Here is a 16875-nt window from a genome sequence, read left to right as displayed (position 1 = left end):
ATAAGTAGATGAGAAATGTGATGAAAGGGTTCCTATGCTGTGTGGTAAAGGCCGTACCTTTATACTTTCTTACCCTTTTACCCTTAAATACATCGGCTCAGGTAGGTGAGTATCGTACTGATTTCGCTATAGGTGTGAACGGTGGTTATGTGTTGAGTAACGTAGCTTTTGTACCAAAGGTTCCCCAGTCTATGTTTGGTGGTGTCACAGGTGGTATATCGGCACGTTACACTTGTGAGAAGTATTTCAGTAGTATATGCGCCGTAACGGCCGAGGTTAACTATGCGCAGATAGGTTGGAAGGAGAATATTCTCACGATGAATGATCAGCCAGTGCCGCTGCATACTGATCCCTCACAGAATCTCAGTTTTTCAAGGAAGATGACCTACGTACAGGTGCCTTTGCTGGCTCGCTTGGGATGGGGACGTGAACGTAACGGCTTTCAGGGTTTCATCCATCTGGGTCCGCAGATAGGTTTCTATCTCAACGATAAGACGGAGAGTAATTTCGATGTGCGTGATCCAGCCTTCAACCCTAATATATCAGAGCAGGGCTATTTCGGACCGGAGTATCAGTATGCCAATGTTCGTGCCAACCATGTGGTGGCTCAGGATACAATGGCTGTGGAGAATAAGTTCGACTATGGTATTGCCGTCGGTGCTGGAGTGGAGTATAGTAACCCTCATATGGGACATTTCGTGATTGAAGGCCGTTACTATTACGGTTTGGGTAACATCTACGGTTCAACCAAACGCGACTATTTTGGCCGTTCTAACTTCGGCAATATTGTCATTAAGTGTACCTACCTGTTTGATATCATTAAAACCAAAAATTCTAAAATAAAATAACTTATGTTCGAAGGACAACCGAAAGGATTATTCGCGTTGGCTTTAGCCAACACTGGTGAGCGATTCGGCTATTACACGATGCTTGCCGTTTTTGCTTTGTTTTTGAGAGCTAACTATGGATTGTCACCTGCTTTAGCCGGTACTATCTACAGTGCGTTCCTCATGTTAGTGTATTTCTTCCCGCTGATTGGTGGTATCATGGCCGACAAGTTCGGATTCGGCAAGATGGTAACGACGGGTATCATGATTATGTTCGCTGGTTACCTGCTGCTGTCTGTTCCCCTTGGTGGTGACACCACGGCTCTGGTCGTGATGCTGGCAGCCCTGCTGCTCATTGGCTTTGGTACGGGCTTGTTCAAAGGTAACCTTCAAGTGATGGTGGGCGACCTCTACAACGATCCGAAGTATAAGGACAAGCGCGACTCGGGCTTCTCTATCTTCTACATGGCTATCAACATCGGTGCTCTGTTTGCTCCGACTGCAGCCATCAGAATCAAGGAGTATGCCGAAACAGTCTTAGGCTATTCAAGCAACGATGCTTATCACTTCTCGTTCGCTGTGGCTTGTGCCTCACTGATTTTATCGATAGCCATCTATTATGTGTTCCGTTCAACTTTCCGTCATACGGAGGGTGGTGCGAAGAAGGCTGCTGTCAAGGATGACACGACAACAGCAGAGCCAGAGCTGTCGAAGGAAGAGACCAAGCAGCGCATCGTGGCTCTGTGTCTCGTATTCGCAGTGGTCATCTTCTTCTGGATGGCATTCCATCAGAACGGATTGTCGCTGACCTATTTTGCTGACGAGTTCACCGCACAGTCGGCTGACGGCTTGCAGGCGATGTGCTTCAATGTGTGGAATCTTGTGGCTGTCATTTTCATAGTCTATGCATTGTTCTCACTGTTCCAGTCAAAGACTGGTAAGGGTAAGGCCATTTCTGCCATTGTCATCTGTATGGCTTTGGCTTTCCTTTGCCTGCAATATGATGCTGATGGTAGTATCACAGTTTCTGCTCCAATCTTCCAGCAGTTCAACCCCTTCTATGTAGTGGCACTGACACCTGTGTCGATGGCAATCTTTGGAGCATTGGCTGCAAAAGGAAAGGAACCATCGGCTCCTCGTAAGATTGCCTATGGTATGATTGTGGCTGCCGTAGCATACGCACTGATGGCCTTCTCTTCATTTGGCTTGCCTATGCCTCAGACCGAGATAGGTCCCGACGGCAATCCTGTTGCTGTTCATGTGGCTGACGTCACTCCGAACTTGCTGATAATGGTATATCTGGTGCTGACTTTCGGTGAACTGTTACTTTCGCCCATGGGAATCTCGTTTGTTTCTAAGGTGGCTCCTCCCAAGTATAAGGGTATGATGATGGGTGGCTGGTTTGTGGCTACGGCTATCGGTAACCAGCTCGTAGTGGTAGGCGGTCTGCTCTGGGGGGCTGTTCCCCTCTGGATATGCTGGAGCGTCTTCCTTGGTGTCTGCCTCGTGGCAGCCATCTTCATGTTCGCTATGATGAAACGACTCGAGAAGGTCTGCTAAATGGTATATATCCCATTTTTAGTTTTAATATTGCTCATCACGTGTTGCGTTGCTGCTTTCGGCAGCGCAACACTGGATGGTGCATCGCAGGTGTCGCTGTTGGCAGCATCTGCCGTGAGTGTGCTTATTGGTCATTTCACGAAACGTCTGGAATGGGAGAACCTTGAGAAAGAGATAACGGATAAGATAGCCAGTTGTACACCGGCAATTATTATCCTATTATTGATTGGTGCCATCGGTGGTACATGGATGGTGTCGGGTATCGTGCCGACGATGATTTACTATGGCATGCAGATTATCCGTCCCGAGGTGTTCCTAGTCAGCAGCAGTGTGCTATGTGCATTGGTTAGTTTGATGATAGGTTCTTCGTGGACTACGGTAGCTACTATCGGTGTAGCACTGATGGGTATCGGTAAGGCCCATGGTTTCGACGATGGTTGGATAGCCGGCTCTATTATCACTGGCGCTTATTTTGGTGATAAGTTGTCGCCACTTTCTGATACAACAGTGTTAGCCTCAAGCGTGTCGGGAACACCACTCTTTACCCATATCCGGTATATGCTTTATACTACCGTGCCCACGTTCTGCATCTCTCTGACCATCTTCTTTATTGCAGGTTTCACAATGGATGTGCAAGGACATGGCAATGTGGTGGAATTTATGGATGGTCTTCAGCGAACCTTTGTCATTTCTCCATGGCTACTGGTCGTTCCTGTGCTGACGGGAGTGATGATAGCACGTCGTTGGCCTTCAATGGTTGTTCTGTTTTTAGCGATCTTGTTGGCTGTTATTGTGGCTTTAATAGTTCAGATACCGCTGGTTCATACCATCTCTGGTGATGTGGACGGGGGCTTGCTGGCCTCATACAAAGGAATGATGCAGGTCTGCTATGGTAGCACGAACATTGAGACGGGAGTTCCTATGTTGAATGAATTGGTACATACAAGTGGTATGGCTGGTATGATGCCAACCATCTGGCTGATTATCTGTGCTCAGACCTTTGGTGGTGCACTGACGGCTACGGGACAGTTGCAGGAACTGATGCGTAAGGTCTTGCATTTTGTGAAGAGTACTGCATCACTGGTTGCCTCGACTGTAGGAACTGCGATTTTCTGTAATATCGCCACTGCCGACCAGTATCTGTCGATAATGCTCTCAAGTTCTATGTTCAAGGATACTTATAAGAAGATGGGGTGCGAATCCCGCTTGTTGAGCCGCAGTTGTGAGGATGGTGCAACGGTGACCTCGGTATTGGTGCCTTGGAACACCTGTGGACTCACGCAAAGCACAGTACTTGGGGTGGCTACACTTACTTATTTGCCTTATTGCTTTTTTAATTTCTTATCGCCGGTAACAAGTATCGTCATTGCTGCCATTGGTTGGAAAATCAAACGGAATGAAAGTAGATAGAAGAAGATATAGGAAGATAGAAGGAGGTATAAGACATATGTTTTTTATCTTCTTTTTTCTTCTTCTGCCTTCCTTTTACTTCCTTTCGGCTGCTGCGCAGCGGCAGTTCACTCTCGTCGAACTCAATTGTGAGAATCTGTTTGATTATTCTCATGATGAAGGGAAAGACGACACGGAATATTTGCCGGATGCAACGCGCCATTGGACAAAGAAACGTTACTGGCGCAAGTTGAACAACATTGCTCAGGAATTGCTTTCCTGTTCTGATGATGGTATCCCTGACATGATTGCGCTTTGTGAGGTCGAGAACGATTCAACGATGCATGACCTTACGAAGCGCTCATTGCTAAGGAATGCGGGATATGAATATATGATGACTTCATCGCCGGATCTTCGTGGTGTTGATGTTGCTTTGTTATATTCTCCGTTTTCCTTTGCACCAATATCCAGCTATAGTATCCGTGTTAAACCTGTTGAGGGTATGCGTCCTACGCGTGATATCCTCTATGCCTGTGGACATGTTGTTTCTGGTGATACGCTGCATGTGTTTGTTGTCCATATGCCGAGCCGATATGGTGGAGAACATTATAGTCGTCCTTTCCGTCAAGCAGCGGCAGAGCGCCTTTGTGAGAGCATAGATTCTATCTGTGCTGTATCATCGCAACCAGGAATCCTGATAGCTGGCGATTTCAATGATGATATTGATAGTCCTGTGATGCAAGAGATTTTCAGACATCGCATCAAGAGTCTTACGTGGCAGCCTTCAGCTCCCAAAGATGTTCGAGGCACATATCGTTATAAAGGCCATTGGGAACAAATCGATCATATACTGGGTTCCCCTTATATATATAATAAGGTTGAAAAGGCCTTCATCCATGCACCATACTTTCTCCTGGAGGAAGAACGGCTATATGGAGGATTCAAACCTCGTCGGACATACAATGGTATGCGCTATCAACCTGGTTATAGCGACCATCTTCCGTTAGTTGTCCGTTTATCGTGGTAATACTTAGAGTGAAAGAATATCATATTCTTTCGTCTGCGGTTCAAACTCAGGACTGAACAAATCGCGCGCTGGCTTATATTCTTTAGTCTTGATGCCTGCAAGACGGAAGAGAAGATGGCACACGTTGTCGGTAGAGAACTCACGATCTGTTGCTTTTCCAATTGCTTTCCATTCTGTTTCGTGCGTGTGTTTCCATTTGTCAGAGCACCATACGACGAATGGGATTTCCAATTGGTATTTAATCAGCTCTGGTGTGATTTTATCTTCTCCGAGAATCTGTCGCCCATAGAAATCACGATAATCATATACCTCTTCACCATGGTCGGGGAAGTAAATCAATAGTGTGTTCGTATGCTTGAATAGACCCATAATCTGCCAGATGACCTCATCATTATAGCGCGTGGCATTTGCGTATTCAGCAATACGCTGACGGCTTTCGTTATTCAGATATGGAGCTTTGTCTTTGATGTCGTTGGCAGAGAATATTTGATAGCTTTTCTCTTGTGGGTATTGCATGCTGGCAGGGAAATGCTGACCTGCTAGATGGAAAATCATCAGGTTATGCTTACCGAGTTGCTCTTTCTTGTTTTTCTCGAAGTCGGCGATGAGCCCTCCGTCGTATGTAGAGCCTGTCTCGTTGATGGCTGTATACGATAGTTCCTGTATTCTCTCATTGAAAAGGACCGAATTAAGCGTAAATGCCCATGCTGCATCAGGATCCCATTTGTATTGATTGTCCCAGAACCATACGTCGTAGCCTGCCTTCTTGAAGATGGCTGGAAAGAACGGGAAATCATGCCACCGTTCTCCCTCATGGATGTTGTTGCAGCAGAGTACGTTCTTTAGGACGATACTGGTCATGTTGTGTGGAGCTTTTACATGATTGAAGGCATAGAGGTTACCTCGTTCGCGCTCTTGACACTGATAAGGTGTTGTGTTGAGTGGATATCCGTAAAGAGAAGCGTGGTGCTTATTATACGATTCACCAATGACAAGTACGATGTTCAGAGAGTCGTTTTGCTTACATCTCACATCACTGATTGCAGCTTCTGTAGCGTTAATCATATAATAGAGGTCTTGCCCAGACATGTGAATCGCATCCACCGAGTAGCAGAGGTTAGGCATTGGCATTCCTTTACGATAGGGTATTTCCATAAGCCATCGTTCTGCCTCGAAAGTGTTCTTGCACATAGCAAGTCTGACATATCTGCCAATGGCTCCCGCGCCACCAACTGCGCCAAGCAGAAGGATGGGTATTAATAGCCATACGGTGATTGGCCTTCTGATGAGTCTGGTGATTTTCTCACGGTATAATTCGCCAATGACGGTTAATAAGAGCATAAAACTGACGATGGCTATGGTCTTATACATGGCCGGAGTCATAAAATAGGTTTTAAAGAAACCAGTAATCTCTTTATTGTTGGTCTCGAAAAGTAGCAAAAGAATCTTTGGCGATATGTCTGTACTATATGCATAGCGCAGGTAACAGTTGACAGCGTAGATGGTGAATAGAATAATATAGAAAGCCACTTTCAGATGAATCTTTCTCAGCCAGTATGAGCAGAGACAAATCAGATAGGCTTCCAGAATCATTTCTCCATAAGCCGATAACATGCCCATGGTGTCGTTCTCATGGAAATTGTACTGGTGATAGAATACATCAAACCCGCCAAGCAACAAGATGGAGATGATGAATAGTGTGATATTGTCTAGGATTGGTTTAAGTATCTGTTTCATAACTTACGATTTAATATTAGGCAGTTGTAGGCCGTAGCCTTTCTGACGGTTGACGTAGAACATGGCAACAGCAATGAGGGCTGCGCCAAGGGCTGTAAAGCCGAAGATAAGCATGGAAGTGGTGTAGGAAGAATCAGTCTCATTGGCCTTTCCTACAAACATGGGAATGATGGCACGTCCGAAGTTCTGGATGAAGAAAATCATGGAGTACGCTGTGCCTAGACATTTCAATGGGATGATTTTGGGCACGCAGGGCCATAGGGCGGCTGGCGCCAGAGAATAGCCTATACTGAGAATCACCATTAGGGCAATGGCTATGGTGCTGTTGTGCAGAGGCAATGAGAAGCCGAAATGTACGCATGTCAGCATGAGAGCTCCCGTGATAACAAGAGTCACGCCTTTGCCATAACGGTCATTTATCAGTCCGAAGACTGGTGTCATCATGATAGTACCGAAGGGTGCTATCGATGAGAAAAAGCCTGCGATATCTGTGTCAACGCCATACTTTATCACCATCAGTTTCGTAGAGAATTTCAGGAAAGGAGACACAGCAGAGTAGAAGAGTACACAGAAAAGTGTGATCAGCCAGAAACCAGGATTGCGCAAGGTTACTCTGATATCGCTCCAATGGAATTCTTCACTATTAGTTGTTTGTGACGAAACCGATGAGTCCAGTTTGCGATCCATGACACAGAATACAAGGAATGCCAGCAGGCCGATGATGAGGAATGCCAGAGAAACGAGTAGTGGCATGGAAAGTGTGAAGTGCCTTGCTATTGGCGCAGAGATGCTCAGTGCAGCAGCTGTACCTAAGCGAGCCATTGCCAACTGAATGCCCATAGCTAATGCTAACTCATGGCCTGTAAACCAACGTACCATTGCCTTAGAAACGGTAATGCCAGTCATCTCATAGCCAACGCCAAAGATAGCAAAGCCAAGCGAAGCCACAGCTACAGACATGGGTAGCTCGAAGCCGAAGAATGATACCATATCTGAGCCGAAGTCGACCATAACACCATAAAGCTTCAGCAGGGTTCCGAGAACCATCAGACTACATGCCAGAATACCTGTGAATCGGATGCCCATCTTATCGAGAATCAGTCCCGAGAAGAACAGCATCAACAGAAAAACATTAATCAGTCCACTGGATCCGGAAAAGAATCCGTAATCGCTAGGCGTCCATCCAAGGCCGCCCGCCTCCCTGGGCATTTCCAACAACGTCTCTAACGGAGACATTACATCGTTTACGAAGTAGCCCATCATCATAGCTGTTGCTACAATGAGTAGTACGGTCCATCGTGCAACGGGCGAGTCGTTGAGTCGTTGTCGGATAGCCTCAGTCACGATTCTTACTATTTCTTTTTAATGGGATCGCAGGTTAGGTTGCAGCCAAGTTTCTTGAAGATCTTACGGTCTACTTCTGAGAGCATTACTGTAGTGTGTACTTGACAATCACGTAGCTTCGGAAGCTGAGCTAATGCCTTGCGACAGTTCTCGTCATGGGTTGAAAGTACACTTAGGGCTACAAGAACCTCATCGGTATGCAAGCGAGGATTCTTTCCGCCCAGATACTCAATCTTCGTCTTCTGAACGGGTTCGATAAGACTCTGTGGAATAAGCTTCGCCTCATGGTCGATTTCTGCCAGATATTTGGTCGCATTAAGCAGAAGGGCAGCGCTACAACCCAGAAGTGGTGTTGACTTGGCTGTAATGATGGTGCCATCTTCAAGTTCGATGGCTGCTGCCTGAAGTCCTGTTTCCAGTTTCTTTTCGTAGGCAGCTGTTGTAACAGGACGGAAAGCAGTAGTGATCTTTGCCTGGTTGAAGAGCATACGGATTTTGTTCACCTCACTTTCGTTGTCTGCTCCATCAGCCATCTTGTTGGTTGCATCGTAGAAACGGCGGATGATTTCATCTTTTGAAGCCTTACAACATACTTCGTCGTCGCTGATGCAGAAACCAATCATGTTAACACCCATATCTGTAGGCGACTTGTAGGGATTCTCGCCATAGATGCCCTCAAAGAGCGCATTCAGTACAGGGAAGATTTCAATGTCGCGATTATAGTTAACGGCAGTCTTGCCATAGGCTTCAAGATGGAAGGGGTCAATCATGTTCACATCGTTGAGGTCGGCAGTCGCAGCCTCGTAGGCAATGTTGACAGGATGCTTCAATGGCAGACTCCATACTGGGAAGGTCTCGAATTTCGCATAACCTGCACGGATGCCGCGCTTGTTCTCATTGTATAGTTGTGAGAGACAGGTTGCCATCTTGCCGCTACCAGGACCTGGCGCAGTTACGATAACGAGTGGACGAGTGGTCTCCACATAGTCGTTTTTGCCAAAGCCCTCATCGGAAGCAATGAGCTCCACGTTATGTGGATATCCGTCAATGGGGTAGTGGATATAAGATTTGATACCCTCGCGCTCCAGACGGTGACGGAACTGATCGGCGGCATGCTGTCCGTTATAGTGGGTGATGACGACGCTACCTACCATGAAGTTGCGACTCATGAACTCATCGCGCAGACGGAGTACGTCTTCGTCGTAGGTGATTCCCAGGTCGGCACGTATTTTATTTTTTTCGATGTCCTCAGCGCTAATCACGATAAGAATCTCGATGCTGTCGCGCAGCTGGGCCAACATGCGGAGCTTTGAATCGGGCTTAAAGCCTGGCAACACACGTGAAGCGTGGTGGTCGTCGAAGAGCTTGCCACCTAACTCCATATACAGTTTACCGTCAAACTGGGCAATACGTTCTTTGATATGCTCAGATTGTATCTTGAGGTATTTATCGTTATCGAAACCTATCTTCTTCATTGTTGTCTTATTCGGTTATGTTGGGTAATTCCAGTCCAATTCCTTTCTTGCGATCCACAACTTTCAGTACGAAGCCGAGAATCAAAGCGGCTACACCCAGCGATGCGAGCATCACAAGTGGTGCGGTATAGTTGAAGTGTGTGGGATCAGTAACACCAGGATTCGTCTTGTCGAGCACTTTGCCGATGAGCAGAGGGAACAGCCAAAGACCGATGTTCTGAATCCAGAAGATCAGGGCATAGGCAGAGCCAATCACCTTGGCATCAACCAACTTGGGTACTGATGGCCACAATGAGGCAGGAACCAATGAGAATGAAGCACCCAGCACAAGGATGGTGGTATAGGCAATGATGATGCCGCCAACAGCATTGCCCTTGAACAAAGGAAGTACGAAAGCGAATGTCAGGTGACAGGCAATCAGCAGAATGCTACCCAAGACAAGCATCGAAGCCGCCTTACCGTGATGGTCGAGATAGCTGCCAAGGATTGGAGTAATCAGTACTGCGAGCAGTGGGAAGACAGCAAAGATACTCTCAGCCGACTGACGCATGTAACCCATATAACAGTAAGTAATGAGTGCCACGATTGAAAGACCGAGAAGACCATATTTCAGATTAGCCTTTTTCTGGAAATTGCTGGCGAAACCAGCGGCGGCAACAATCAACATGATGATGTACTGTATGATGGTCACACTCGACGAAGCCCAGAATGAATCGGCGTCGGGAGCTGTTAGTGTCAGATTGCACTGAAGCATGTTCACGGCGTATTTCTGGAATGGGAAGATGGCAGAATAGTAGAGTACACAGAGTAAAGCTACAATCCAGAATCCTGTATCGGTCAGAATCTTTCCAAGGTCTGAGATTTTGAACGGGTCGTCCTTCTCTTCTGCCTCGCCAGTCTGGCTGTCGAGCTTCTGATCCATGAAGAAGTAGACGATGGTCATGATCAGGGCGATACACATCAACACTACGCCAAAGGCAACGCTACGACTAACGCTCACCTCGCCACCCAAACGGGCGAAGAACGGCGAGAAAATCATACATGTGGCAACACCCAGACGGGCCAGCGCCATCTCCGATCCCATGGCCAGAGCCATCTCGCGCCCCTTGAACCACTTCACGATTCCTCTTGAAACGGTGATACCAGCCATCTCGCAGCCGCAACCGAAGATCATGAATCCACAGGCAGCAAACTTGGCTGATGCTGGCATACCCTCATAGAAAGGCGATACGCCCAATTCGTCGAAGACAGGGATATAGTTCAGATTGTTGTTAAACCAAGTCTCGAGTCCTGTACCCATGAAGCTCTCGCTCACGGCATACCATTTTACGCAGGCTCCGACTACCATCACAGCAGCAGAAAGCACAGCAGTGAAACGTACACCCATCTTGTCGAGAATGATACCTGCGAAAATGAGGAAGAACACGAACACGTTGAGGAATACCTCTGAACCCTGCATGGTTCCGAATGCCGTAGAGTCCCATCCGCGAGTCTCCTGCATCAGGTCCTTGATAGGTGAGAGGATATCCATGAAGATGTAGCTGCAGAACATCGCCATAGCGAGCAGCAGCAAAGCGGTCCACCTCATTCCAGCGGAGTCGCGTAATGTTTTTTGAATTGCTTGAGTCATTATTCTAATTTCTTTGTATTTTGCTTCTATATGTTTACTCCGACTAAAGTCTCATTTTACTCCGGGTAAAGTATGGGTCTACTCGGAGTATACCTCCGTTTTATTTCAACCAACGGTCGAGCCAGTTGAAGAATGTGCGCTGCCAGAGTACACCATTCTGGGGTTTCAGTACCCAGTGGTTCTCGTCGGGGAATATCAGCAGTTCAGCTGGGATTCCACGCAGACGGGCGGCGTTAAATGCGCCCATACCCTGATTGTAGACGATGCGATAGTCTTTCTCGCCATGGATACAGAGGATAGGTGTGTCCCACTTGTCTACGAACTTATGTGGAGAATAGTTGTAGGTGCGAGTGGCATTAGCTGTCTGATCCTTGTTCCAGAAGGCATCATCATATTCCCAGTTAGAGAAGAACACCTCTTCTGTGTCTGTATACATCGACTCGAGATTGAAGGCGCCATCGTGAGAGATGAAAGCTTTGAAACGCTTGTCGTGATGACCAGCCAAGTAGTAGACACTGAACCCACCGAATGAGGCGCCCACAGCACCCAGCTTATCCTTGTCGACATAAGGTAGATTCTTTGCCGCATCGTCGATGGCTGCAAGATAATCCTTCATGCACTGACCTGTCCAGTCGCCGCTGATTTCTTCAAGCCACTCCTGTCCGAAACCTGGCAGACCACGACGGTTGGGGGCTACTACAACATAACCGTTGGCAGCCATGATCTGGAAGTTCCAGCGATAGCTCCAGAACTGAGACACAGGACTCTGAGGACCTCCTTCACAGAAGAGCAGGGTGGGGTATTTCTTGTTGGGGTCGAAGTTTGAAGGCAGGATAATCCATGTCAGCATGTCCTTGCCGTCGCTTGTCTTCACCCAGCGCTGTTGTACCTTACCAAAAGAAAGTTGGTCTGTGATATGCTTGTTCTCGAAAGTGATCTGCTGAACGTCAGTCTGCTTCTTGCCAGGTGTGACAATGTAGATGTCGTTAGGCGCAGAGATGCTCTGACGGATGGCGAGCAACTTATTGCCGTTGTTGGCGTGAGCGATGCTTACCCAGTCAGCCCAGTCTTCTGTCAGTTGTTTGATACTTCCTTTTTTATCAACAGCATACATATTCACGCAACCGTGCCATACGCCGATGAAATAGAACTGTGCGTCTTTGTCTTTTGGCTTAGCCCATACGAAAGCATCGACGTTAGAGTCAAAGCTCTCTGTCATGTATTTCTTCTCGCCAGTAGCTAAGTTGTACATACACAGTCGGTTGCGGTCGGCCTCGTAACCATCTCGCTTCATCGAGGTCCAAGCCACATACTTGCCATCGGGTGAGAACTGAGGATTCTGGTCGTAACCGACATTGTTAACGAGATTTTCTTCTGCATTAACCTTCTGATACTTCATGGTCTTTGTAGGATCCAGTTCTGGCTCCACATAATCAGCGGGCTTACAGAGATTCTTTGTCTCACGCGTACCTATATTATATAGGTAGATGTCTGAATCGGTAGAAATGGCATATGCTCTGCCAGTCTTCTTTCTACAGGTATAGGCAATTGATTTAGAGTCTGGGCTCCAGGCTAACTGCTCAATACCGCCAAACGGCTCCATCGGGCATTCGAAAGGTTCGCCTTCCAGTATGTCGATGCCGTCCTTGATACCGTCCTCTGTCACTTCTGCCACGAATGGGTGCTGAATGCTCTCCACATAGTGATCCCAATGGCGATACATCAGGTCTGTCACCAGACGGCCTGATGCCTTTGGAAGATCCTCAGGATTCTTCTTGATAATCTCATTGAAGTCGAGGCTGTGAAGCAGAATGACTTTGCTGCCATCTGGTGAGAACTTAAAGCCCTCGATATCTTTGCTTGTCTTGGAAATCTGCTTGCGGTCAGAACCATCAGCGTTCATTGTCCAAATCTGGCCTCCGGAGAGGAAGGCTATCTTGCCTTGGAACCAAGTGGGATCGGTCTCGCTTTTAGAGCCTGTGGTCAGCGTTGTGTTTCCAGTGCCATCAGCATTGATGATGGCAATCTTCTGTTGGCTCTTGTTGGCCTTTACGCTATAATAACCTACCTGATAGACAATCTTGCTACCGTCGGCATTTGCCTCGGCAGCTCCGATTCGTCCCATGGCCCATAGTGCCTCTGGGGTCATCAGGTCGCTCTCGAGTTTGATATTCTGCTTTCCGATTTTCACGTCGTTATCTGCATTTACGCTACCTGGCAGCATCAGAGCTACTAAGGCAACAATGGTTGTTAGCTTCTTCATACCGTTATCGCTTTTGATTCATACGCTGACGCTGCATTTCCTCTGCCTGCTTCTGCATGGCTTCAAGGCGCGCAGCTAGTCCGCTTGTTTTCTTTGAAGGATTATTCTTGTTTTTCTGATAGTTGGCTTCCAGAATGGCAAGTAACTTCTCGTCGTTGGTCGTCTTGCGGAGCACCCACATGATGGCTGCCGAGAGGAACAGCGAGATGAAGTAGTAGAAGTTCAGACCAGAAGAGTAGTCGTTAAGCAGGTAGAACATGAAGAGGGGCATGAGGTACATCATCCACTGCATCATCTTCATCTGCTCGGCTTGCTGACCCACCATCTGGTCGCGCTGCTGGCGCATGGTCATGTAGCTGTAGAGCACGTTGGCCACACAGAAGAGAATACAGGTCAACGACAGATGGTCGCCAATACCCCAGATATGGGTGCTCCATTCCACGATAGGATCGTAGGTTGAAAGGTCATCGATCCAAAGGAAAGACTGACGGCGCAACTGGATAGCGTTTGGTACGAAGTTGAACATCGCAATCCAGATTGGCATCTGAATCAGCATAGGCAGACAGCCGCTCAGGGGTGATACGCCATACTGAGAATACATCTGCATCATGGCCTGCTGCTTTTTCATCTGATCCTCTGGCTTGTCATACTGTTTGGTGGCCTCGTCGAGTTTCGGTTTCAGCACACGCATCTTGGCAGATGACATGTAGCTTTTCTTCACCATTGGGAAGGTAATAGCCTTCAGCAACAGGGTAATCAGAATCAGTACGATACCCATTGAGAAGCCCCATGACGTGAGCCAGTCAAACACGTAGATCGTGAAGAAACGGTTGATATAACGGAACAAAGGCCATCCGAGATATACCAACTGCTCCAGATCGAGATCCTTTCCAAAAGTACTCTGTTCCTCAACATCCTTAATCAGTCGGAAATCGTTAGGACCAATATACATTTCAAATTCTGACGGGCGCATGCCTGAGGGGTCGAATGCGGTTTTCATCTTAGCATTAAACTGCTTCAGATAGCCTGAGCCCTTCTGCTGAGGGATGCTGGTCATCAGAGAATTAGCTGCGAACTCGTCTTTGGCAATCAAGGCAGCAGAGAAGAACTGGTTCTTGAAGGCTACCCAGTCGAGTTGCTCATCAATCTTCTCGTCGATTTTCTCAGAAGTCTCACTCAGATAGTCTGTGCTGCCCTTCTTCTCCTTATAGGTCAGGGTAGAGTAGCGGTTCTCAAAAGTAAAGCCTTTCTCCTGCTGACGAATCAAGTCTGTCCATTCAACGTCTATCTCCTTATAGTTAGGAGCGAACATGCCATTCAGACCATTAACCTGCAAAGTGAAGTGGAGCATATAGTCCTGTCCTAGTATATAGTTGAATATGATGCTGCCACCATTGCCAGCCTGAGCGGTCATCGTCACGGTAGAGTCGGTTACGTTAGATGGTGTGAAATATAAATCCTGGGTGATGATATTCTCAGACTTTCCTGCGAGCATGAAGTTCATCTTCTGTGTCTTCTCGTCGAAAAGTGTCACATCCATCTTGTTGTCACGATCCTCAAAGCCCTTGATGACGGCTTTGCTGATAGTTCCGCCTTTGGTGTTGAAGGTCAGTTCTACCTTGTCGTTTTTCAGCACGACAGGCTGGGCGGTGCCGTTGAGCGCTGAGTAGAAGAGTGCCGTTGAGTCTCCTTTTGCGTCTGTCTCAGCCTGAGCTTTTTGTGCAGCCTCTTCAGCTTGCTGCTTTTTGGCAGCGTTATCCTTGATGGCTGTTGCAATACTGTCTTGTTTGCGTGCGGCTTCAATTTCCTCTGCCGATGGCTGATTATACCAGCTGAAGCCGATGAGAACCAGCGCAATAAGCACAAAGCCGATGATAGTGTCTTTGTTCATTTCTGTTTATTTTTATTTTTTATATTTGCTTTATTAATTAAAGTTCACAATAAATCAAGGTGCAAAGGTACAAAAAAATCTGCTAATTCTGCGAAATCTATTATAAATTTTGTATCTTTGCCACCAGTTATGAGAAAAAACATATTATTCATCGCGGCAATTTTTGCGCTCAGCGTAAAGGCCGCCCAGCCAAACGACAGTGTCGACGGACGATATTATCGCCTGTTTGCACCGATGACGTTCTACCACAATGTAGCTGATAAAACATTGGACATAGCCTCTAATGATACAGGTAAGGATGCTGTGGCTGATGCTGTTGACGCTGCGTTGTTGAATATTTATCTGAATCGCCCAGATCTGGTTAGCACCACAGAAACAGAGCTTCAGAAGTCTGGAGAAATCCGTAAGGATGTAGATGCTCCTATAGAGAATAAGGTGGAATTGGTTGAGAAGGTTGAAGAACCTATATTCGATATGCCAGAGGATGTGCCTACCGACGTAATGGTGCAGAAACCTAATTTCTGGACAAAAAAAGGCGATGGCTTCCTGCAGTTCATGCAGAACTATGTTTCTGGCAACTGGTATAAGGGTGGTGAGTCGAACTACTCTGCGGTCGGCTCTTTGACGCTAGAAGCCAACTATGACAATAAGAATAAATGGAAGTGGGATAATAAGCTGGAGATGAAACTCGGTTTCCTGCGTTCTCGTACGGACTCTCTTCACAAGTTCAAGTCAAATGAAGACCTCTTGCGTTTTACAAGTAAGGTGGGACTTGAAGCTACCAAAAATTGGTATTATACTCTCCAATTGCTCACTTATACACAGTTCACTCGAGGCTTGAAATCAAATGATGCCAAAACCTATTCTGATTTTATGTCGCCTTTTAATCTGAATATCGGTCTTGGTATGGACTACAAGGTAGAGTCGAAAAATAAGAAACTGACAGGAACGGTCAACCTGTCGCCCCTTGCAGTGAACTATCGTTATGTGGGGCGTCTTGCTCTTGGACCAAGTTATGGTTTGAAAGAGGGCAAGCACTCGCTTCTTGATTTCGGTTCGCAAGTGACGGCCGATCTTGTCTGGAAGATGAATGATGTTGTAACGTGGAAGTCGCGCTTCTATGCCTTCACTTCTTATAAGCGTGCTGAGATTGAGTGGGAAAACACCTTTGAACTGCGTGTTTCGAAATATATCTCTGCCAACTTGTTCCTCTTCCCACGTTTCGACGATGCCGGAGCTAAGGATGACGATCTTGGCTATCTCCAGTTCAAGGAGTATTCATCGGTGGGATTTACCTATAACTTCTAATTCTTGTTTTGTTATATAGGTAACTACTAGTTAGTCGTAAGGAAACTATGGGTTTGTCGTAATATAACTCATAGTTTCCTTACGACTAACTTTTTCTATAGATATAATTTTTTTCTTTTTTATTCGGTGTTTTTTTGCGAATCTGTCACTTCTTGTTGTAACAGCCTGATATACTGATGTCTAAGGCGGGTGATGGTTTCTTGTTATCTGTCACTTACCTTCACGCCTTGAAAGTAGGCCTTTAAATGTTTGAGAATAAGGATTATACGCTTAATAGACGTCATGCAAAAAAGTAAAACAACTTGTTTTACCTTTGAAAAGACTATCTTTTTCTATGTAAAAGACGATACTTTAGAAAGTAAAACAAGTTGTTTTACTATAGACAAAACCATCTGTGCGCCTCATATGCGTATGAGGCCTGAGT

11 protein-coding genes are annotated in these 16875 nt (G+C 46.6%); 5 read left to right on the top strand and 6 right to left on the bottom strand.

All coding sequences use genetic code 11. The features are described from left to right. The first annotated feature begins 8 nt into the window (after nt 1-8). The 4 genes from T325_RS09905 to T325_RS09890 are packed head-to-tail and all read left to right on the top strand — an operon-like array spanning nt 9 to nt 4803. Entirely contained in the window at nt 9-848 is an 840-nt protein-coding gene (locus tag T325_RS09905) for a porin family protein (protein ID WP_231622225.1), read from the top strand. Nucleotides 849-851: 3 nt separating this feature from the next. After that, entirely contained in the window at nt 852-2387 is a 1536-nt protein-coding gene (locus tag T325_RS09900; RefSeq protein ID WP_036913083.1) for a peptide MFS transporter, read from the top strand. Further along, entirely contained in the window at nt 2388-3797 is a 1410-nt protein-coding gene (nhaC, locus tag T325_RS09895; protein ID WP_036913080.1) for a Na+/H+ antiporter NhaC, read from the top strand. Continuing rightward, nucleotides 3784-4803 (top strand): endonuclease/exonuclease/phosphatase family protein, encoded by a 1020-nt coding sequence (locus T325_RS09890; protein WP_231622224.1) that lies wholly within the window; start codon nt 3784-3786, stop codon nt 4801-4803. The genes nhaC and T325_RS09890 overlap by 14 nt, the downstream gene beginning before the upstream one ends. A 3-nt stretch (nt 4804-4806) precedes the next feature. On the opposite strand, the gene T325_RS09885 is transcribed toward T325_RS09890, so the two are convergent. From T325_RS09885 to yidC, 6 genes are all read right to left on the bottom strand, one after another. Further along, nucleotides 4807-6540 (bottom strand): phosphoethanolamine transferase, encoded by a 1734-nt coding sequence (locus T325_RS09885; protein ID WP_051949836.1) that lies wholly within the window; start codon nt 6538-6540, stop codon nt 4807-4809. A gap of 3 nt (nt 6541-6543) precedes the next feature. Further along, nucleotides 6544-7884: an MFS transporter gene (locus tag T325_RS09880; protein WP_036913077.1), complete on the bottom strand. Its 1341-nt coding sequence runs from the start codon at nt 7882-7884 to the stop codon at nt 6544-6546. Nucleotides 7885-7892: 8 nt separating this feature from the next. Then, nucleotides 7893-9359, bottom strand: coding sequence for a DUF1846 domain-containing protein (locus tag T325_RS09875; RefSeq protein ID WP_036913075.1), 1467 nt, complete (start codon nt 9357-9359; stop codon nt 7893-7895). 7 nt (nt 9360-9366) lie between these two features. After that, nucleotides 9367-10989 carry an MFS transporter gene (locus T325_RS09870; RefSeq protein ID WP_036913073.1) on the bottom strand — a complete coding sequence of 541 codons (1623 nt, stop codon included), beginning with the start codon at nt 10987-10989 and terminating at the stop codon, nt 9367-9369. A 100-nt stretch (nt 10990-11089) separates the two neighbouring features. Next, nucleotides 11090-13252 carry a dipeptidyl-peptidase Dpp5 gene (locus tag T325_RS09865; RefSeq protein ID WP_036913071.1) on the bottom strand — a complete coding sequence of 721 codons (2163 nt, stop codon included), beginning with the start codon at nt 13250-13252 and terminating at the stop codon, nt 11090-11092. Nucleotides 13253-13256: 4 nt separating this feature from the next. Then, a complete protein-coding gene (yidC, locus tag T325_RS09860) occupies nt 13257-15143 on the bottom strand; it encodes a membrane protein insertase YidC (protein ID WP_036913069.1) in 1887 nt (628 codons plus the stop codon). 129 nt (nt 15144-15272) lie between these two features. On the opposite strand from yidC, the gene T325_RS09855 reads away from it, so the two are divergent. After that, the gene (locus T325_RS09855) at nt 15273-16451 is read left to right on the top strand and encodes a DUF3078 domain-containing protein (RefSeq protein ID WP_036913067.1); all 1179 of its coding nucleotides are present in this window, start codon (nt 15273-15275) and stop codon (nt 16449-16451) included. The last annotated feature ends 424 nt before the right edge of the window (nt 16452-16875 follow it).

Origin of the sequence: Prevotella sp. FD3004 (genome assembly GCF_000746155.1) — a bacterium.
Taxonomy (GTDB): Bacteria; Bacteroidota; Bacteroidia; order Bacteroidales; family Bacteroidaceae; genus Prevotella.
Note: the sequence above shows the minus strand (reverse complement) of the source record. Positions and strands in the feature narration are given on the sequence as shown.